At 50.6% G+C, this 21,231-nt stretch carries 16 protein-coding genes; 5 read left to right on the top strand and 11 right to left on the bottom strand.

Annotation, left to right across the window (positions count from 1 at the left end; all coding sequences use genetic code 11):
- The first annotated feature begins 53 nt into the window (after positions 1-53).
- Together prfB and lysS are read left to right on the top strand one after the other, a co-directional pair.
- Positions 54-1,152 (top strand): peptide chain release factor 2 gene (gene prfB / locus ATB02_RS11705; RefSeq protein ID WP_001701073.1). Its coding sequence is split into 2 segments (ribosomal slippage): positions 54-128 and positions 130-1,152, totalling 1,098 coding nucleotides; the frame shifts between segments, so codons are not numbered across the junction.
- Between the two features lie 9 nt (positions 1,153-1,161).
- The gene (gene lysS, locus ATB02_RS11700; RefSeq protein WP_000003061.1) at positions 1,162-2,679 is read left to right on the top strand and encodes a lysine--tRNA ligase; all 1,518 of its coding nucleotides are present in this window, start codon (positions 1,162-1,164) and stop codon (positions 2,677-2,679) included.
- A 42-nt stretch (positions 2,680-2,721) separates the two neighbouring features.
- Here the strand turns inward: lysS and idi are convergent, their stop codons facing one another.
- Positions 2,722-3,270: an isopentenyl-diphosphate Delta-isomerase gene (gene idi / locus ATB02_RS11695; RefSeq protein WP_105271612.1), complete on the bottom strand. Its 549-nt coding sequence runs from the start codon at positions 3,268-3,270 to the stop codon at positions 2,722-2,724.
- Between the two features lie 54 nt (positions 3,271-3,324).
- On the opposite strand from idi, the gene ATB02_RS26685 reads away from it, so the two are divergent.
- Positions 3,325-3,417, top strand: a complete 93-nt coding sequence (locus ATB02_RS26685) for a hypothetical protein (RefSeq protein WP_223344823.1) — start codon at positions 3,325-3,327, stop codon at positions 3,415-3,417.
- Here the strand turns inward: ATB02_RS26685 and yqfG are convergent.
- Complete coding sequence (gene yqfG, locus ATB02_RS11690; protein ID WP_001050745.1) at positions 3,392-3,517, bottom strand: protein YqfG; 126 nt, start codon at positions 3,515-3,517, stop codon at positions 3,392-3,394. The genes ATB02_RS26685 and yqfG overlap by 26 nt on opposite strands.
- 1 nt (position 3,518) lies before the next feature.
- Positions 3,519-4,967, bottom strand: a complete 1,449-nt coding sequence (gene uacT, locus ATB02_RS11685; RefSeq protein WP_105271611.1) for a urate/proton symporter UacT — start codon at positions 4,965-4,967, stop codon at positions 3,519-3,521.
- A gap of 435 nt (positions 4,968-5,402) precedes the next feature.
- Here uacT and ygfT point away from each other — a divergent pair, with 435 nt between their 5' ends.
- Positions 5,403-7,322: a formate-dependent uric acid utilization protein YgfT gene (ygfT, locus tag ATB02_RS11675; protein ID WP_105271610.1), complete on the top strand. Its 1,920-nt coding sequence runs from the start codon at positions 5,403-5,405 to the stop codon at positions 7,320-7,322.
- Positions 7,322-7,810: a 4Fe-4S dicluster domain-containing protein gene (locus ATB02_RS11670; RefSeq protein ID WP_088541708.1), complete on the top strand. Its 489-nt coding sequence runs from the start codon at positions 7,322-7,324 to the stop codon at positions 7,808-7,810. The genes ygfT and ATB02_RS11670 overlap by 1 nt, the downstream gene beginning before the upstream one ends.
- A gap of 35 nt (positions 7,811-7,845) precedes the next feature.
- Here ATB02_RS11670 and ghxQ read toward each other — a convergent pair whose 3' ends face one another.
- The 8 genes from ghxQ to mocA all read right to left on the bottom strand — a co-directional run bounded on the left by ghxQ (position 7,846) and on the right by mocA (position 21,174).
- The gene (gene ghxQ, locus ATB02_RS11665; protein WP_000012163.1) at positions 7,846-9,213 is read right to left on the bottom strand and encodes a guanine/hypoxanthine transporter GhxQ; all 1,368 of its coding nucleotides are present in this window, start codon (positions 9,211-9,213) and stop codon (positions 7,846-7,848) included.
- Between the two features lie 35 nt (positions 9,214-9,248).
- On the bottom strand, positions 9,249-10,565 hold the full coding sequence (gene guaD / locus ATB02_RS11660; RefSeq protein WP_001352959.1) for a guanine deaminase: 1,317 nt from the start codon (positions 10,563-10,565) through the stop codon (positions 9,249-9,251).
- A gap of 17 nt (positions 10,566-10,582) precedes the next feature.
- The gene (xanQ, locus tag ATB02_RS11655; protein ID WP_001280192.1) at positions 10,583-11,983 is read right to left on the bottom strand and encodes a xanthine/proton symporter XanQ; all 1,401 of its coding nucleotides are present in this window, start codon (positions 11,981-11,983) and stop codon (positions 10,583-10,585) included.
- 164 nt (positions 11,984-12,147) lie between these two features.
- Entirely contained in the window at positions 12,148-15,018 is a 2,871-nt protein-coding gene (locus ATB02_RS11650) for a molybdopterin-dependent oxidoreductase Mo/Fe-S-binding subunit (RefSeq protein WP_105271609.1), read from the bottom strand.
- Positions 15,015-15,794, bottom strand: coding sequence for a molybdopterin-dependent oxidoreductase FAD-binding subunit (gene ygfM / locus ATB02_RS11645; protein ID WP_000572478.1), 780 nt, complete (start codon positions 15,792-15,794; stop codon positions 15,015-15,017). Before ygfM ends, ATB02_RS11650 begins: the two co-directional genes overlap by 4 nt.
- A gap of 50 nt (positions 15,795-15,844) precedes the next feature.
- Positions 15,845-17,173, bottom strand: coding sequence for a putative aminohydrolase SsnA (ssnA, locus tag ATB02_RS11640; RefSeq protein WP_105271608.1), 1,329 nt, complete (start codon positions 17,171-17,173; stop codon positions 15,845-15,847).
- Between the two features lie 2 nt (positions 17,174-17,175).
- A complete protein-coding gene (ygfK, locus tag ATB02_RS11635) occupies positions 17,176-20,274 on the bottom strand; it encodes a putative selenate reductase subunit YgfK (protein WP_105271607.1) in 3,099 nt (1,032 codons plus the stop codon).
- Positions 20,275-20,595: 321 nt separating this feature from the next.
- Positions 20,596-21,174, bottom strand: a complete 579-nt coding sequence (gene mocA, locus ATB02_RS11630) for a molybdenum cofactor cytidylyltransferase (protein WP_001272839.1) — start codon at positions 21,172-21,174, stop codon at positions 20,596-20,598.
- Between the last annotated feature and the right edge of the window lie 57 nt (positions 21,175-21,231).

The raw sequence follows: 21,231 nt of genomic DNA, 5'->3' as shown, positions 1-21,231 counted from the left end.
CAATCCCGCTCTTATCACCGCATTTTGACTAGCTCAATAAAAGAAATCAGACCATGTTTGAAATTAATCCGGTAAATAATCGCATTCAGGACCTCACGGAACGCTCCGACGTTCTTAGGGGGTATCTTTGACTACGACGCCAAGAAAGAGCGTCTGGAAGAAGTAAACGCCGAGCTGGAACAGCCGGATGTCTGGAACGAACCCGAACGCGCACAGGCGCTGGGTAAAGAGCGTTCCTCCCTCGAAGCCGTTGTCGACACCCTCGACCAAATGAAACAGGGGCTGGAAGATGTTTCTGGTCTGCTGGAGCTGGCTGTAGAAGCTGACGACGAAGAAACCTTTAACGAAGCCGTTGCTGAACTCGACGCCCTGGAAGAAAAACTGGCGCAGCTTGAGTTCCGTCGTATGTTCTCTGGCGAATATGATAGCGCCGACTGCTACCTCGATATTCAGGCAGGTTCTGGCGGTACGGAAGCACAGGACTGGGCGAGCATGCTTGAGCGTATGTATCTGCGCTGGGCTGAATCGCGTGGTTTCAAAACTGAAATTATCGAAGAGTCGGAAGGTGAAGTGGCGGGTATTAAATCCGTGACTATCAAAATCTCCGGCGATTACGCTTACGGCTGGCTGCGTACAGAAACTGGCGTTCACCGCCTGGTGCGTAAGAGCCCGTTTGACTCCGGCGGTCGTCGCCACACGTCGTTCAGCTCCGCGTTTGTTTACCCGGAAGTCGATGATGATATCGATATCGAAATCAATCCGGCGGATCTGCGCATCGACGTTTATCGCGCATCCGGCGCGGGTGGTCAGCACGTTAACCGTACCGAATCTGCGGTGCGTATTACTCACATCCCAACCGGGATTGTGACCCAATGCCAGAACGACCGTTCCCAGCACAAGAACAAAGACCAGGCCATGAAGCAGATGAAAGCGAAGCTTTATGAACTGGAGATGCAGAAGAAAAATGCCGAGAAACAGGCGATGGAAGATAATAAATCTGATATCGGCTGGGGCAGCCAGATTCGTTCTTATGTCCTTGATGACTCCCGCATTAAAGATCTGCGCACCGGGGTAGAAACCCGCAACACGCAGGCCGTGCTGGACGGCAGCCTGGATCAATTTATCGAAGCAAGTTTGAAAGCAGGGTTATGAGGAACCAACATGTCTGAACAACACGCACAGGGCGCTGACGCGGTAGTCGATCTTAACAATGAACTGAAAACGCGTCGTGAGAAGCTGGCGAACCTGCGTGAGCAGGGGATTGCCTTCCCGAACGATTTCCGTCGCGATCATACCTCTGACCAATTGCACGCAGAATTCGACGGCAAAGAAAACGAAGAACTGGAAGCGCTGAACATCGAAGTTGCCGTTGCTGGCCGCATGATGACCCGTCGTATTATGGGTAAAGCCTCCTTCGTTACTCTGCAGGATGTCGGTGGTCGCATTCAGCTGTATGTGGCTCGTGACGATCTGCCGGAAGGTGTTTATAACGATCAATTCAAAAAATGGGATCTCGGCGATATCCTCGGCGCGAAAGGTAAACTGTTCAAAACCAAAACTGGCGAACTGTCTATCCACTGCACCGAGCTGCGTCTGCTGACCAAAGCACTGCGTCCGCTGCCGGACAAATTCCACGGTTTGCAGGATCAGGAAGCGCGCTATCGTCAGCGTTATCTGGATCTCATTTCTAACGATGAATCCCGCAACACCTTTAAAGTGCGTTCGCAGATCCTCTCTGGCATTCGCCAGTTCATGGTGAATCGTGGCTTTATGGAAGTTGAAACGCCGATGATGCAGGTGATCCCAGGCGGCGCGGCGGCGCGTCCGTTTATCACCCATCACAATGCGCTGGATCTCGACATGTATCTGCGTATCGCGCCGGAACTGTACCTCAAGCGTCTGGTGGTCGGTGGCTTCGAGCGTGTATTCGAAATCAACCGTAACTTCCGTAACGAAGGTATCTCCGTACGTCATAACCCAGAGTTCACCATGATGGAACTCTATATGGCTTACGCTGATTACAAAGATCTGATCGAGCTGACCGAATCGCTGTTCCGTACTCTGGCACAGGATATTCTCGGTAAGACCGAAGTGACCTACGGCGACGTGACGCTGGACTTCGGTAAACCGTTCGAAAAACTGACCATGCGTGAAGCGATCAAGAAATATCGCCCGGAAACCGACATGGCGGATCTGGACAACTTCGACTCTGCGAAAGCGATTGCTGAATCTATCGGCATCCACGTTGAGAAGAGCTGGGGTCTGGGCCGTATCGTTACCGAGATCTTCGAAGAAGTGGCAGAAGCACATCTGATTCAGCCGACCTTCATTACTGAATATCCGGCAGAAGTTTCTCCGCTGGCGCGTCGTAATGACGTTAACCCGGAAATCACTGACCGCTTTGAGTTCTTCATTGGTGGTCGTGAAATCGGTAACGGCTTTAGCGAGTTGAATGACGCGGAAGATCAGGCGCAGCGCTTCCTGGATCAGGTTGCCGCGAAAGACGCAGGCGACGACGAAGCGATGTTCTACGACGAAGATTATGTCACCGCACTGGAACACGGCTTACCGCCGACAGCAGGTCTGGGAATTGGTATCGACCGTATGGTAATGCTGTTCACCAACAGCCATACCATCCGCGACGTTATTCTGTTCCCGGCGATGCGTCCGGTAAAATAAGCATTACGTTATGCTCACAACCCCGGCAAATGTCGGGGTTTTTTAATTGTGCTGCGCGAAAGCAGACAACAATTTTCTTGCTTCACTATTGGCTGCCTGCATCACCATCCACGGACTGAACGCCCACGGTGTGGCATCAATACCGTGTAATACATCTGCTAAATCACACCATTGATAATCCATCACTTCATCATCGTTGATCTGTAACGCACTGGTCGTGCGTGCGGCAAATACCGGACACACTTCATTTTCCACAATGCCATTCGGATCGGTGGCGCGGTAGCGAAAGTCAGGATAGACCGGTTCTGGTGCTGTTATTTCCACACCCAGTTCAAAGCGGCAACGGCGGATCACCGCGTCTTCGTTGCTTTCGCCCAGTTGTGGGTGCCCACAAACCGAGTTAGTCCACACGCCCGGCCATGCTTTTTTGCTAAGGGCGCGGCGGGTAACTAATAATTGCCCTTTGGCATTAAACAGCCAGCAGGAGAACGCGAGATGTAAGAGAGTGTCTGCCGTGTGTGCGGCATACTTTTCCAGCGTACCCGTGGGAACTCCCTGTGCATTCAATAAAATGACGTGTTCCGTTTGCATAATTTCTCACATGTAATTCTAATCACTCATCATTATAGATAATTGAAGAGTGAAATGATTAACCAAGTGAGCGTTTATCGACAACCGCCCGTTTTGAGCGGATGTCGACAGGTAAAACCATTTAAAAAAGCAGCATCATATATTTGAAGCGACTTTCAATGGCCATTGCAACACAGTCAGAAATGACAGGAATAGAGAGAGTAAAAAGCAACAACAGACTGAATATAGCGCGCATTAAAAGATTCATATTATTCTCCATGCTCATTTTTCTTCAGCTTGCGCATCAGAAGCCACATACGTACTGTCCTGACTTTTAAATCTTTATCAGAGACGGATTCCTTCACCAGATCAGCATGATGCTGATAGCCATTAAAGAAGACGTTCAGCACAACGGCGCTAAGGGTTGCGAGCATAATGCCGCTATGCAGCAACGGTTGCAGTACGGCCGGTAACTTAGAAAAGAAATCGTGAGAGAGCGTCGGAGTCATGCCAACGCCGAGACTGATCGCCACAATATAGAGGTTGTAACGGTTAGTGGTGTAGTTACAGCGCGACAGAATTCGAATCCCCGTCGCCAGTACCATGCCGAACATCACCAGCCCTGCGCCGCCAAGCACAAATTGCGGAATCGAGGCTACCAACACCGCCATTTTGGGCACCATGCCAAACATGATTAATATGATCCCCGAAGAAATACACACCCAGCGACTATGAACGCGAGTCACGCTAACCAGGCCAACGTTTTGAGAAAATGACGTGTGGGGGAAGCTGTTAAACGTTCCGCCTATCATTGTCCCTACACCATCGACACGCAGCCCGCGAATAATATCGTGCGAAGAGAGTTTACGACCGACTATTTCACCCAGTGCCAGGAACATCCCCATCGACTCGATAAACACGATGATTAACACAGCGGTCATGGTTAGAATAGAAACGGGGTCAAATACCGGCATACCAAACGACATTGGGGTGACAATCGCAAACCACGAAGCATCATGTAGCCCGGACAAATTGACTTCATTCATCATCCACGAAAGTAAAAAGCCAAATACAATCCCCAGTAATACGGCGACGTTGGACATAAATCCTTTCGCATAGCGAGTAATGAGCAAGATAAAAATTAAGACGGCAAAGGAGATACCTAAATAAACGGGATTACCATATTGCGGATTCCCTTTACCTCCAGCGGCCCAGTCAATACCGACCTGAATAATGCTAAGCCCGATAGAAGTAATAACCACACCGGTAACCAGTGGCGGGAATAAAGGCATTAAGCGACCGATAAGTGGTGCTAATAATGTGGTGATAAATCCCGCGGCGATAGTGGCACCAAATATCCCCAGCAGGCCGATATCCGGGTTCATGCCAATGGCTATCATTGGTGTTACAGCAGCAAAGGTTACCGACATAATCACCGGCAGACGGATCCCCATAAAGCGGCCGATACCGATACATTGTAATAATGTGACGATCCCGCAGCAAAAGAGATCCGAGCTAATGAGCATCGCAATAGCTTCTTTTGAGAGGCCCAGTCGGTCACCAATCATAAGAGGAACAGCGACTGCACCTGCGTACATTACAAGGACGTGTTGCAGACCGAGTATGATCAGCTTTCCTGGTGATAATATGCGGTCAACCTCATCAGTTGGGCGGTCTTGCCCTTGAGATGAGGGAAGTTGGGAATCTATGGCGCTCATCAGTGTTTCTCCTTTCGCCCGCCAGAGTAAAAAGCAACCGTTTACGTTATTGAAACTGTCTAAACATATGCTCGTGGAGTGCCAGTTTTTGCGAGGAAGGGGAGTTAGAGACAGGAATTGCGGAGGCAATCACATAATCGTGGTTAAACCACGAAAATGAGAAGAGAACCTGACAATGGAATTATCTGTAATTTTCTCATATTGATATTTCATTAATCATTCTGGCATGTCGCACTCTCGCATTTAATCGTTTTTATCTGGATAGCGCTCTTTTGGTCGGCAATGTTGAAATAATGAAAGCGGCACAGATTGAGGGGCAATAATTTGAACTCAGTCGCAAAATTATAATTAAAACGGTCATGCTACCTAATATATGCCCGTTTATTGCATCGCGAAATTTGAGAAGACATAACTCATTAAATGAAAGGGATGCAAATGAATAAGTTTATCGCTGCTGAAGCTGCGGAATGTATAGGCTGTCATGCTTGTGAAATTGCCTGTGCGGTGGCACACAATCAAGAAAACTGGCCGCTGAGTCACAGTGACTTTCGACCGCGTATCCACGTTGTAGGGAAAGGCCAGGCTGCGAATCCGGTGGCCTGCCATCATTGCAACAATGCCCCTTGCGTTACGGCTTGTCCGGTTAATGCTCTGACTTTCCAGCCCGATAGCGTACAACTGGACGAGCAAAAATGTATTGGTTGTAAAAGATGCGCAATCGCTTGCCCCTTTGGCGTCGTTGAGATGGTCGATACGATTGCGCAGAAATGCGACCTTTGTAACCAGCGCAGTTCCGGCACGCAAGCCTGTATTGACGTATGCCCAACACAGGCGTTACGGCTGATGGACGATAAAGGGTTGCAGCAGATAAAGGTGGCCCGCCAGCGCAAAACGGCAGCAGGAAAAGCGTCATCAGACGCTCAGCCATCTCGCAGTGCAGCGTTGCTCCCCGTTAACTCGCGTAAAGGCGCAGATAAAATTTCAGCGAGTGAACGGAAAACCCACTTTGGCGAAATTTATTGCGGGCTGGATCCACAACAAGCGACTTATGAGAGTGACCGCTGTGTTTATTGCGCCGAAAAAGCTAACTGCAACTGGCATTGCCCGCTGCATAACGCTATTCCGGATTACATCCGTCTGGTGCAGGAAGGAAAGATTATTGAAGCGGCAGAACTTTGCCACCAGACCAGTTCCTTACCAGAAATCTGCGGCAGGGTATGTCCACAGGACCGTCTTTGTGAAGGCGCATGTACTTTGAAAGATCACTCTGGCGCAGTCTCTATCGGTAATCTGGAGCGCTACATCACCGATACTGCGCTGGCGATGGGCTGGCGTCCCGATGTCAGCATGGTGGTTCCCCGTATCGAAAAAGTGGCGGTGATTGGCGCTGGGCCTGCAGGATTAGGGTGTGCTGATATCCTGGCGCGCGCGGGAGTTCAGGTTGATGTCTTTGATCGCCATCCAGAAATTGGCGGTATGCTGACTTTTGGCATTCCTCCTTTCAAACTCGATAAAACAGTCTTAAGCCAGCGGCGAGAGATATTCACCGCAATGGGAATCGACTTTCATCTCAACTGTGAGATTGGCCGCGATATTACCTTTAGCGATTTAACTTCTGAATATGATGCCGTTTTCATCGGCGTGGGGACTTACGGGATGATGCGAGCAGATTTGCCGCATGAAGATGCGCCCGGTGTCATTCAAGCTCTACCGTTCCTGACCGCTCATACTCGCCAGTTGATGGGATTGCCGGAATCTGAAGAGTATCCGCTGACGGATGTTGAAGGTAAGCGAGTCGTGGTATTGGGCGGTGGCGATACGACAATGGATTGTTTGCGTACCTCCATCCGCCTCAATGCTGCCAGCGTGACCTGCGCCTATCGTCGTGATGAAGTCAGTATGCCGGGCTCGCGTAAAGAGGTGGTCAATGCGCGTGAGGAAGGTGTCGAGTTTCAATTCAATGTTCAGCCGCAATATATCGCTTGTGACGAAAATGGGCATTTAACTGCGGTGGGCCTTATTCGTACCGCTATGGGTGAGCCGGGTCCGGATGGTCGCCGTCGTCCTCGTCCGGTAGCGGGTTCAGAGTTTGAGTTGCCCGCCGATGTTCTGATTATGGCCTTTGGTTTCCAGGCGCATGCCATGCCTTGGTTGCAAGGCAGCGGAATTAAGCTCGATAAATGGGGCCTGATTCAAACCGGGGACGTCGGGTATTTACCTACCCAGACGCACCTGAAAAAAGTCTTTGCTGGTGGGGATGCAGTTCATGGCGCGGATCTGGTTGTCACTGCAATGGCCGCAGGAAGGCAGGCGGCGCGCGATATGTTAACTCTGTTTGATACGAAGGCATCGTGATGAAATCGTTAATTATCGTTAATCCGGCTGACTGTATTGGCTGCCGTACTTGTGAAGTGGCCTGTGTGGTCGCTCACCCTTCAGAACAGGCGTTGAATGCCGATGTCTTTTTACCCCGGCTGAAGGTACAGCGGCTGGACTGCATCAGTGCGCCGGTGATGTGCCACCAGTGTGAAAATGCCCCTTGTGTTGGCGCTTGCCCCGTGGGAGCGCTGACGATGGGCGAGCAGGTGGTGCAGGCCAATTCTGCCCGTTGTATTGGCTGTCAGAGTTGTGTCAGTGCGTGCCCGTTTGGGATGATAACCATTCAGTCGTTGCCGGGGGATACCCGGCAACAAATTGTGAAATGCGATCTCTGTGAACAGCGGGAAGAGGGGCCTGCCTGCGTTGAATCTTGCCCGACACAGGCGCTGCAGTTGCTTACTGAAAGAGAACTCAGGCGAGTCCGCCAGCAGCGTATTGTTGCCAGCGGTGAGAATCCTCTCTGAAAGAATTCTCCGCGCTGAAAGGCGCGGAGAATCTATTAGATAGCCCATCCACCCGCGTAAAATGCGACCAGTGCGGCAGTAATGATTACCGTACCAATATTCAGCTTTTGCCATTCGCGTGCAAAGACGCGGCCTACGACCAGTGTCACAAAGCCCAGCATAATACCGGTAACGATATTACAAGTCAGAACGATAAACACGGCACACACCAGGCCAGCCATTGCGTCAATAAAATCGTTGAAATCCAGCTTCGAGACGTTACTTAACATCAGCAAACCTACGTACATCAGAGCGGGTGCAGTGGCGTAACCAGGGATCAAAAATGACAGTGGTGATAAAAACAGAATCAACAGGAATAACGCCCCCACTACGGTTGCGGTCAACCCTGTTTTACCCCCGGCGGCGGTTCCTGCCGCTGATTCGATATAAACCGCTGCGGGCGCAGCACCCACCAGGCCGGAGAATATTGAACTTACTGAGTCACTGGTCAGGGCTTTACCGCCGTTGATGATCTGGTTGTCTTTATCTAACAAATTCGCCTGACCGGCGACGGCACGGATGGTACCGGTGGCGTCGAACACTGCGGTCATCACCAATGCCAGTACACTCGGAAGTACAGTTGGCTGGAGTGCCCCCATAATATCGAGGCTGAAAATCAGAGACTTACCATCTTCGCCAGTCAGACTGGGCATCGCCACCAGACCGTGGTACTTCACCGCTGGATCAAAGATTAAGCCGATGATCGAAATTGCAATAATCACCAACAAGATCCCGCCAGGTACGCGGCACTTTTCCAGACCGAAGATGACCGCCAGACCCAGTAAGCTCATCATCACCGGGAAGGAGGTAAACGCGCCGAGCGCCACCGGCAAGCCTTCAATCGGGTTTTTGATAACCATTCCCACACCGTTAGCAGCAATCAGCAGCAGAAACAGGCCGATACCGATACCTGTGCCGTGAGCGATACCCATCGGTAAATTACGTAATATCCAGGTTCGCACACCGGTTACAGAAATGGCGGTGAAGATGACGCCCATCAGAAAGACCGCGCCCAGTGCGACAGGAACGCTAATTTGTTGCCCGAGTACCAGACTGAATGCGGTAAATGCCGTTAAGGAAATAGCGCAACCAATCGCCATTGGCAAGTTGGCCCACAAGCCCATCAGCAACGAGCCGAAGCCCGCGACCAGACAGGTGGCAACAAACACAGCTGCGGGAGGAAAACCTGCTTTGCCCAGCATTCCCGGAACGACGATAACGGAATAAACCATGGCCAGAAAGGTCGTTAAGCCAGCCAGTACTTCCTGACGAACGGTACTGCCACGAGCGGTAATTTTAAAATAATTATCCAGCGCGCCTTGTGGCTTTGGTGCGTCCGGTGTTTGTAGGATGTCTCCAGACATAATGATGTCCTCACGAGGATGTTAAAGTTTTATTATTAGTTGCGTTCGTACACCAGACGACCATCAACGTAGGTGCGGTAGATCGAACGGTCATCGCCCAACGTCATCATCACGAACAATTTGTCGACTAAAGAAACAGAGTTGTCATAGCGCAGCTGCTGTAGCGGGGTGGCGGTGGGTTCCATCACCACGAAATCAGCCTCTTTGCCAGGTAAAAAGTTGCCAATCAAATCGTCAAGGCCCAGAGATTTCGCCCCGCCGAGCGTGGCAAGGTAAAACGCTTCATATGCCGAGAGGCGATAGCCTTGTAATTGCAACACTTTGTAGGCTTCGTTCAGCGTTTGCAGCATGTTGAAAGTTGTTCCTGCGCCAATGTCAGTCCCCATGCCCACTTTGACTTTCTTCTGCCATGCTTTTTTCAAGTTGAATAAGCCACTGCCGAGGTAAAGGTTGGAGGTAGGACAGAAAGCAATGCTGGATTTGGTTTCGCTGAGACGATCCCACTCTTTCTCTTCGAGATGGACGCAGTGAGCAAAGACACAATTTTTACCTGTCAGACCGTACTGATGGTAAACATCCAGATAACCATCATGGTCAGGATAAAGCGATTTGACCCAGGCAATTTCATCTTTATTTTCACAAAGATGGGTATGTACCCATGTGTCGGGATACTCTTCTTTCAGGCGTTGCGCCATCGCCATCTGTTCAGGAGATGAGGTTGGGGCGAAGCGTGGCGTAATCGCATACAACAGACGACCATTTTTGTGCCAGCGTTCGATCAGTTCTTTGCTTTGGTGATAGCTGCTTTCGGCAGTGTCGAGCAGATAATCCGGTGCGTTGCGGTCCATCATCACCTTACCGGCAATCATACGCATATTGATATGACTGGCGGCTTCAAACAGCGCATCAACGGATTGCGGATGAACGGTACCAAACACCAACGCTGTGGTGGTTCCGTTACGTAAAAGCTGCTTGATGAAGAACGCCGACATTTCGCGGGCGTACTCTAAATCCTCATAACGACGTTCAGTAGGGAAGGTGTGTTTATTCAACCACTCCAACAATTGTTCACCATAGGCCCCAACCATTTCACTTTGCGGATAATGGATATGTGTATCGACAAAGCCCGGTACTACCAGTTTGCCGCGATAGTCGCGCACGCGAATGGTGTCAGGAATTTGATGCTTTCCGTCTTCCCATTCGCCAAACCATTCCACTTTTCCCTGTTTAATGAGTAATAAACCATCCTCAATAAACCGCAGCGCAGAGGCAATCTCTTCCGGGTTATCGACCGTACGGGTGACATCAATAAAACTGCCTCGTACCGCTTTTAACGTGTGTTCTCCTGACATCATTGACTCCTTTACTGTTAATCCATCTCTTCCGCTGAGGTAATACCAGGCAGAACGTTTTCCTGTCGGTAGCCACCAGGGAGGATAATATTTAATAAAATCGCAGTTAATCCACCAGCACAAATAGGGTTTTCAACTAATACATAAATAGAGGCTGGCAATATTTTAAAAATTTCCGGGTCGTAGGAGACGCCAAGCCCTAAACCTAAAGAAGTGGCGACAATAAGTGTTTCACGGCGCTTTAATCCGTTGGTGATGATGATGCGAATCCCAGCGATGGCAATCATGGAAAACATCAACGTCATTGCGCCTCCCAGAACTGCCGAGGGAATGGTCGTGAAGAAGCCGCCAATCATTGGAAACAAGCCGAGAATAACCAACATGACCGCGATGGTTCGCCCGACATAACGTGAAGCGACACCGGTCATCTGAATAACCCCATTATTTTGCGCAAACGTGGTTAACGGTAATGAACCGACAGCGGAAGCGATAACCGAAACCAGGCCATCTGCCAGTACGCCGCCTTTCAGACGCGACTGATACTCTTCTCCCTGGATGGGGCGGCGGGAAACCATTGCCGTGGCGGTGATATCACCGACAGCTTCCAGCACGCTAAGCAAATAAATCGTGCCGACCACCAGGAACTGATGGAAGCTGAAACTAAACCCGTATTTGAACGGATGCGGGATGGTGATTAACGGCAAATTGCGCATACTGCTGAAATCCACCATGCCCAGGCATAACGATGCGATATAACCGACACATAGCCCAATGGCAATCCCTCCCATGCGTAGTAACGGACTGCGGCAGCAGTTAAAGCCGATCACCACAATCAAAACCAATAAACCAACTCCGAGATGTTCGTAATTGCCGAACGTACCGCTGCTTTTGGCAGCAAATCCTCCACCAAAATCGATAATGCCGACTTTAATCAGGCTTAAGCCGATCATCAGCACCACAATGCCGCTAACGGTAGGTGTAATAACCCGACGTAAATAGGGCAGGATAAAAGAAGAGCCGACAACCAGAAATGCGCCAACGAAGGAGACGCCGAGAAGCGACGACATGATTAACTCTTCGTGAAAACCATCGCTTTTCATGCTGCTGCCCAGCGCAATCATGACTGTAACAAATGAAAAATTGACTGACTGAATTGAGAGTAGGCCAGAACCGACGATGCCATAGCGGTTTACCTGTAACCAGGTACCAATACCAGAGGCGATCATCGCCATAGAAACAAGATAGGCGGTTGTTTCAGCGGAAAGCTGTAAGGCCGCACCCACGATTAACGCAGGGGTTACCATCGGAACGAAAATTGCCAACAGATGGGTAATGGCACCAACGAGAGCCTGATGAAAGGGAGGGCGATCCTCCAGTTCAAATATAAGGTCAGAACCTGCATGGTTTATATCAGACATCCCTTCACTCCTTTTAAAGTAAATTTGATCATCTGAATCAGTAAAATAAATTCCCACGAATTTGGGGCGCAGGACGCCTTGAGAACGGCTTATCTCATTTTCGCAGTCACTATTTAGTCATCGTTCAAACAGAGAAACAGGCCGCCGAAGCGGCCATTTATTATTTATATTTTTTCCAGCGCGGTGAGTATTTTCTCCGGTGTGAAATGCCATTCGCGTAACCAGATGCCGCAGGCATCGTGAATTGCGGTAGCAATCGCCGGAGCTGCGCCATTTACACCGATTTCTGAGATTGATTTCGCCCCGAATGGGCCGACTTTATCGTCGCTCGGCACCAGCACAGCGCGGAAATCACGCGGAATGTCACCAATTTTCGGTGCGCCGTAACTGCGTAAATCACGCGTTAACGGGTGGCCTTCGGCGTCATAAATGATTTCTTCGCTCATACTGTGCCCGATAGCACGCAGGGTGGCTCCGTAGATTTGTCCCAACGCTAACTCTGGATTGACCGGTGTACCACAGTCCAGCAAGGCATAGAATTTATCCAGGCGGATTTCACCCGTACGTGTGTTGACGGCAACTTCAGCAAAGTTTGCGCCATACGGGAAGGCGAAATCAGGCGTGATATAACTGGCAGTTCCCACCAGTGAACCAAAACCGGTGCCGGTTTCGCCTTTATGGGCAATATCCCCGAAACTAACTTCGCCTTTCTTGCCGCGCACGACGCCCGGCGTTGCTAGTTGAACATCTGCCACTGGCTCACCCAACATTTGCGCGCCGTGGAACAGAATTTTATCCCGCAGATTTTCCGCTGCCAAACGCGCCGCGTTACCCGAGAAGCAAGTACCGGACGAGGCATATGCGCCTTTATCAAACAACGCATGATCGGTATCACCGGAGATAACATGCACGTCCTGCGGTGGGCAGTGCAGCACTTCTGCTGCCAGTTTCGTCACAACCGTATCCAGACCAGTACCAATATCCGCACCGCCAGAATGAACGATAAAGGTACCGTCTGATTCCAGTTTGATCATGCAGTTAGCCTGATCGATATCCGGGATCCCTGATTTCTGCATGATAATGGCGACGCCACGACCGATGTGCCAGTCACCGTTTTGTGGTTTTGGTGAAGACCATTGGATCATCTCGCGACCCTGACGCAGGATCTCTTCCAGTGCGCAGCTGGCGGCGGAAGGAACGGAGGTCGGCGCTTTACCTTCACCGATTGCACCGAGAATTTTCAGCTCTTGCCCTTCGTGTACCCGGTTACGTTCGATAATTTCCAGTTGGTCGATCTGTAACTGTTCAGCCAGTTCCGCTAATGCCATGGTGATAGCGAAGTTACCTTTCGGTGCGCCATAACCCTGATAAGCACCATTTGGGCAAATGTTGCTGTAGTAGGTGGTGACCTGGAAATCGACGTTATCGCACGGATATAACGGCAGCGACAGCGCCGGTCCGTTACACGGTACGGTGAGTGAGTGGTTGCCGTAAGGGCCTGTGTTGGCGCGGAAATCCATCTTCACAGCCGTCAGGCGACCATCTTTCTTTGCCCCCAGTTTGACGGTGACTTTCGCGACGTGACGAGAGGTGTTAGCAATAAACTCTTCTTCACGAGTGTAGCGGAACAGTACCGGACGCCCGGTCACGCAGGTTGCCCAGGCGCACACTTCTTCCAGCAGGATGTCCTGTTTAGACCCAAAACCGCCGCCAACTCGCTCTTTAATGACATGAACTTTATGTTGTTTCATGCCCACGAGGCGCGCGACCTGGCGGCGTAAGTGCCATGGTACCTGGGTGGAGGCGTGGATAACCAGACGATCGCCGTCCATACGGGTAAAGCAGATATGAGTTTCAGTCGGGCACTGCTGCGCCTGCGTTGAGTTATAGGTTCGCTCAATGATCACATCGGCATCGGCAAAGCCTTTGTCCATATCGCCAATATGACCATGAATACTGGCGGCGATATTTTTACGGGGGCGAGAACCGATCGGGAAGTTGATGATCATATGCTCGCCGCGCTGGGCTGCATGGCTGTTATCGTCTTCCAGAGTATCTGGCGCACCAGCAACATACACCACCGGTTCATCGTGCACGACAGGCGCATCTTCCGCCATTGCCTCGTCAATCGACATTACAGGTTTAAGCACTTCATATTCAACGTCGATGAGCTTTAGTGCTTCGAGCGCAATTTCTTCACTTTCTGCGACGACCGCAGCAACGCGATCGCCGACGTGACGCATTTTCTTGCCGAACATACGGCGGTCAAGCGGTGACGGTTCCGGTGCGCTCTGACCACCCGGGGTGTAGTAGATATCCGGGCAATTCAGATGAGTAATAACGTGAACGACGCCTGGTAAGGCTTCAGCTTTGCTGACATCCAGGTGAGTAATCAGTGCGTGAGCGTGAGGGCTACGTAACATTTTAATGACGCAGGCGTCAGCCGTTACGCGGTCTTCAACATAGCAGGGTTTCGCCTGCACCATTTTTGCGGCATCAGTTTTAGGATAATGCTTACCAATGACTTCAAGGTCATTGCGGAAAGTCGGAGCGATATCAATGGTGGCCTGCGGGTTATTTTTACGTGCAACCGCCAGTTCAATGACCTGATAGTATTGTTGCCAGCCTGCATCGCGACTGAACAAACCAGAAAGCGCGTCGTCGATCTCTTCGCGGGTCGGTGCGGCGATACGCTCGAGCAGATCGGTGATAATCAGAGCAGCAGCTGGATCGTTATAACCAGACTGCACCACGCCAACATCAACCATTGCCTGTTGAACCAGACTTAACTCGTTCCATTTTCCCAGAGACTCTGTGGTACGAATATTAGCCTTCTCTATCTGTGCGGCAATAAGTAAGGACGCGTTGACGATATTACCGTTAAAGATAATTGCGTCAGAACCGGCAAAACCGAATCCATCATCGCTGTTGCGTACAGAGTGCATTCCCATGTTAAACAACAGCTTTTGCACGTTTTCACCAGGATTAACGGTTAGCTCCTGGGGCGTGCCATTTAATGTAAAGTGGATGATCATACGGCTTCCTCCCCAGCCTGTTGGCAGTCGGCATAAAGGTCGGCTACCAGAACTCCCGTGATATAGCGTTTATAGGCCACGCTGCCCCGCAAATCTTCCTGCGGGAAAATGGCGTTGGCGACAGCCTGTTCAAGGGCATCGCCTTCCAGGTTTTGTTTTTCAACATCGTGCAGACGCAGTGCTTTACTGGCCACGCCATCCAACGCAATTCGCATACCGTCGTGATCGGTTAACGCAACGGCTGCCGTTACTACCGTTAACCCAGCCTGAGAACGGCTAATTTTGCGAGTCGTACAGGTGCGATACGGATCTTTAATGATGATTTCGGTCAGCAGGCGATCGCATGGGCAGGCCAGGTACTCCTCAATTGACAGAGTTTCACCGTTGCCAAAAACCAGTTCGGCATCCAGTGCCAGCAGGACGGGAAGCAGCACCGACTCTTCCTGCCGGGCGGCGATTTCACCACCAATGGTCGACTGATTACGAATATGGCGAGAGTAGACAAAGCCGAGGGCCTCACGCAGTGCTGCAGGAATAAACCGTGCATCACGCAGTGTTTGCAAGCGAGACATCGCGCCAATCCGCAATGCACCGTTATCCCAGTCAACCCAGTCCAGTTCCAGATCCTGTAAGGATATGGCAATCTTTTTATCGGTACGGGTTGGTGTGGCGTTGAGTTTACTGCCTCCGGCGAACCAGACGGCTTCATCCTGGTAGCGGCGCTTCAGTTCCAGCGCCTGTTCGACAGAGTCGGGCCTGAAAAATTGTTCAATCATCTTCTTTCCTTATTTAACCCTCTTCCCTGCGGGAAGAGGGTATTTGTCATTTATGCCAGCGCATCCATCCGACGCCACATACTGGCAGCGGCTTTTCTGGCTTGCGCATAAATGGAATCGCAATCGAAGTTAAACTGACGGTCTTCATAGACCATCATGCCATTGACCATCACGCTATGAACGCTGCCTGAACCCATGCCGAAAGCGATATGTCCAGCGATATTGTCTGCCAGCAGTGGCGTCGGCGAGTTGTAATCGCAAATGGTTAAATCGGCTTTATAACCGGTTTCCAGCAGGCCAAATTTCGCGCCAAAGTTGCGGCTCATCAGTTCGTTGCCGTTAGCCAGAGCTTTGGCAAAGCTGTCAGGCCACAGCGGACCACCCGCATCGCGATGTTTAAAGAAGGCAAATTTCATCTCTTCAAACATATCTGAACCAATACCGTCCGTACCCAACGCCAGATTGCGGATGTCGCAAAGATGATGGTTGTAGCCGACATGGTTGTTCATGTTTGAACGGGCGTTATGCACCAGGAATGCATCACGCTGATTGAGCAACGCGATGTCGTCTTTAGACAGATAAAGCCCATGAGCGACCAGCGTTTTGCTGTCGATGAGATCGAATTGCGCTAATCGTGCCAGCAGATCTTTGCCGTACCAGTGATGACTATGGGAAACATCGTAAAGGTCTTCCGCAGCGTGAATATGTAAACCACGGCCTGTGGCTTTCACGGCTTCACGCAGCATCTCCAGACCGGCATCCGGCACGGTAAACGGCGCGTGAGCACCGATATGTGCTTCCACCAGATACGGCTCGGTTGCTGCTTTCTTCGCCTCATCAATCTGACGGGCGAAGCGGATGTTTTCTTCTACACCTTCCTGTAACTCTTTGATGCCGTTGTTACGGTCAGTGGTTTCAAAACAGGTCATCGCGCGCAGGCCAACTTTTAAAAATGCGTTGCGCAATGTGGAGAGCGACCCGTCGATATACGCCGGAGAGGCATGGTGATCGATAACCGATGTACATCCGCTCTTAATCGCTTCCAGGGAACAAATCAGTCCGCTGTAATAGAGCGACTCTTCATCAAGGGCGCGATCGAGCCGCCACCAGAGATTTTTCAGCGTTGAAATGAAATCCGGGCAGGGGGCGATGTTTGCCATAATTCCACGGGAAAGCCCCGAGTAAAAATGGTTGTGCGAGCAGACAATTCCCGGCATCACAATCCGACCATGCATCTCTTTGTAGTTGGCATCGGGGTAGCGTTGCGTCAGCGCATCGCCGATAGCGACAATCACATCATTTTCGATGGCGATATCAACGCCTTCCTGCACTTTCGCCGGGTGTAACTGCACTGCGGTGACATTCTTCAGAATCAACATGATTACACCTCCACGCGGCCCAGCAGATAATGATGATGCTGGTGGACATGGCTGATAATGCGGCACATATCGTTCAGCTCCGGTGGTACGTTGTTGAACTGACCTTCGCTGTCGATGTTTAACACCCAGCTTTGGTTATTCAGACGTACTCGTACCCGGCAATCTTCCACAAGGAAGCCTGGGTTGCTGCTGTTATCAAAGTCTTGCGACAGGCTGAAGACGGTGATTTTGTCTTTGTACGGTTTACCGTTCCACGGACAGAACTGAGCGCAGTTGCCGCATTCGTTACAGTAAGCGTCGAGGTGCAGCGTCTGGAAACGGTTCTGGAAGCCAGGGACCGCAATTGAGACATTGGCGCGGTTCGGGCAGACATCCACACACTTGCTGCAAACGTAGTTACATTCAAGGCAGCGTGCGGATTCCTGGGCGACAAACGCGTCACGATCGTCGCTATCCACCAGGGTGATAGAGATATCGCCTTTGCGTTGATAGATTTCCGCCGGATTAACGTTGTTCCAGTATTTATCGTTCTGGTGGGAACGGATATTTTCCCGACTAAGGATGGCATCGGTCGCCCGACGCGCAGTTCCGACAGCTGCAACGATAGAGGACGGTCCGCGCTGTACGTCGCCGATCATAAAGACGTCAGTCAGACGAGTTTCGCCATTATGGTCGACGTCTGGCCAGCCGTTTTTGTCCAGCGGCACGCCCATCGCATTCAGGGCTTCAGTATCCTGCTGTTCACCAATGGCGGTGATCAGGCTGTCTACATGCAGTGTTACTGTTTCGTTGGTTTCAACCGGACGGCGACGACCTTTCTCATCAGGTTCGCCAAGCGACATAACGCGCAAGGTTAAGGTGCCATCAGCATCGAAACGTTCCGGATTATTCAGGAAACGGAACTCCACGCCGTCGTGCAACGCTTCTTCATACTCTTCGCGCCATGCTGGCATCTCTTGCAGTGAACGACGGTAAACGACTGTTGCTTTTTCTACGCCTGGAACGCGTAACGCCGCACGAGCGCAGTCCATTGCGGTGTTACCCGCCCCGACAACGACCACATGTTTGCCCAGCTTGAGCGCTGTGCCCTTGTTGTATTCACGCAGGAAGGGGAGTGATTTCCAGACATTTTGGTTGTCGCCCGCCAGTTTCACACCGCTATTTTTATCAGTGCCGGTGGCAATCAGAACATAGTGGAAGCCCTGATTTTTTAACTGTTCAACGGTCAGATCGGGTGAGCAGCCATACTCAAATTTCACGCCGTGAGCGGCAACAAAATCGATATCGTGCTGAATTAACTCTGCAGGAATACGGAACTGAGGAATGATATTTTTCACCACGCCGCCCGCATTGGCTTCGCGTTCAAACAGCGTAACCGGATGGCCCGCTCTGGCAAGGAAGTAACCTGCTGCCAGACCCGCCGGACCTGCACCAATCACGGCAACCGGATGGCGTGAACCAGAACCGGCTGGTTTGTGCCAGCGTTGCTTATATTCATCCCAACCTTTTTCCAGCGCGACTTTTTTCAGTTCGCGGATATTCAGCGCACTGTCGTAATCCAGGCGGGTACAGTTGTATTGGCACTGGTGATCGCAAATATGACCGGTAATGGCGGGCAGGGCGTTGCGTTGGTAGATGAGTTCCAGTGCGTCGGCATAGCGGTGTTCGCCAAGCAGACGGATGTATTCCGGAATATCCTGTTTAATGGCGCAAGCAGTAACGCACGGTGCAACGTAGCAGTCGGTCAGCGGCAGGTCTTCTGCCACTTCAATACGCTCTTCTGGCTTCCAGTGTTTCTGAGTGTATTCCATGGTTAACGCGTCTGCTGCCAGTTTGTTCAGTCGTTCGACGTCAACATGGTCAAGCCCCCAGGCGTCGGAGCCTTCCAGCTCGCGCATGCAGGCACTTAAGCGCAGATAGCCGCCAGGTTTCAGCAGGTCGGTTGCCATAGTAATAGGGCGAATACCAGTATCAAAAATATCGCGGATAGTCAGCTGACTGGCACCACCGGAATAAGAAATGGGCAGTTTGCCGTCAAAGGCGCGAGAGAGAACTGCTGCAACATTGATGGAGAGCGGGAACAGCGCACGGCCTGACATATACATCTCTTCACCAGGCAGTGCGCCTTTATTGTTGATGGTGCCGAGAGTGTTAGTCAGTTTTACGCCAAAGCCGAGTGATTTTTCTTTTGCCAGTACCATCAGGCGTTCCAGCATTTCCAGCGCTTGCGTCAGCTTGAGGTCGTGATCAAATGACTCTTCTTTTAAGCCTATGTAACCGAAACCGCAGACATCGAGGATCTCACGAACACGCGCGTACCCCAGTAAGGTCGGGTTGAGTTTCACAAAGGTATTGAGCCCTTTTTCTTCCAGCATGTAGCGGCAAATGGCTTCGATTTCATGCGGAGGACAGCCGTGCATCGTGGAGAGGGTGACGCCCTGCACCATGCTGGTGGGGATGCGAGCGGGTAAGGCCTGCAAGCATTCGCGTTTTTCCTGTAAGCCGTGGCGGGCTAAAAATGCGTCATCCTGGAGTAATTTATTCAGCGTATCGCGATATTGAGCGAATTTCGGATGGTCAGATGCGTCCATCATATTGTCGATGAACTGTTGCATCGGCGGTTGCTTAATACCTTCGAGGTTGTAACCGACGCTCATATTAAAGATGAACGATTTACCGGAATCAGAAGGCTGGAACATCGCTTCGAGAAGGTGCAGGGCAAACCAGGCTTTGAGGTATTCATCCCAGGCTTTAAGCAGGGTAAATTCGGTAGACCATTCGGTGTTAAAGCACTCGTCTTCAGCGTCGATACAGGGCTTTTCCAGTTCCAGGCGGTCAAGAATTTGGACAGTTTTTAGTTCGATGAAGCGTCCGCCAGTCAGCCAGGATGTGACAATATTTTGCGCGAGCTGCGTGTGCGGACCAGCGGCAGGGCCGACGGGAGTGGCACAGGTTTCACCGAAGACGCTAACAGTTTTACCTTTTACGGGTGAGTAAAACTGTTGCTCGGGAATACCAAAGATTGAGCGTTGTTGTTGGTATTCATCAAATATGCGCGTCAAAAGTTCCTCAAACGGAATGGGACGCATAATATCCCCCATAACCCTCTCCTTAGCTTATACAGATATCATTGAGTGACCGGTGTTGAGAAATCCGGTGGTTTAGGGGGATAGAGCAACAATCGCACCACTCTTGCCAGGTTTGGCGGGAAATATAAAAAAATGTGAGGCGGCTCGAAACTTAAGGGCTTTTTGTGAATGAACTCACAGGTGCCAAATGAGAATTAAAATCACTCCTGGAAATTATTATTACCAGCCCATTTATCACTTTTTCTCTTTTCTCAAAATCAGTGATTCCTTATCATAATGATAAAGCAGGCTGGATGGTTTAAATATTTGAACGCAAACGTTTAACTACGTTTTCTAAATTTCAGTATACCTTTTTTGCGCTGTAATAAAGTCGTCCGGAGTATCAATATCTAAAATTATTTCTGCATTCTCTATTTCGACGGAATAATGTTCTCCCATAAGGAGTGCCTGACGCATATTGGTGACATTGGGTCGCTGGGTTGCCTGCATCAGGCATGGCTTTGACACTAAAATCGGATGGCCGGGGATACCTTTATGGAGTGGCAGTATTGCGCCATCATTACGTAACGACCAGATTTTTCTAAAAATATCGATGGTGAGGGTTGGCATGTCACCGTGGGTGAGAAAACAATGTTCGGTTTGCACCGCGGGTACTGCGGCCTTTACTGATGTCAGTAAACCCTGCGCATAATTTGGGTTGTGGATAATAGTGATATTACTCTGGTTCGCATAACGTTCGTGCAGTTCATTACCACGATAGCCGGTGACTAAAATAATTCGGCTACAAAACTGCAACGCATTTTTGATACTTGCATCAAGAATTGTTCCTTGTTGCCAGGGTAACATCATTTTCCATTGCCCCATTCTTGATGATAATCCGGCAGCGGTAATTATACAGTCGATGGCTGACATAGTGGTTCCATTATTTATAGGGGCTAATAACGCCTGATAATTGCGTTACTTCCTGAT

The organism is Escherichia sp. MOD1-EC5189, from assembly GCF_002966045.1.
Classification (GTDB): Bacteria; Pseudomonadota; Gammaproteobacteria; order Enterobacterales; family Enterobacteriaceae; genus Escherichia; species Escherichia coli_F.
Note: the sequence above shows the minus strand (reverse complement) of the source record. Positions and strands in the feature narration are given on the sequence as shown.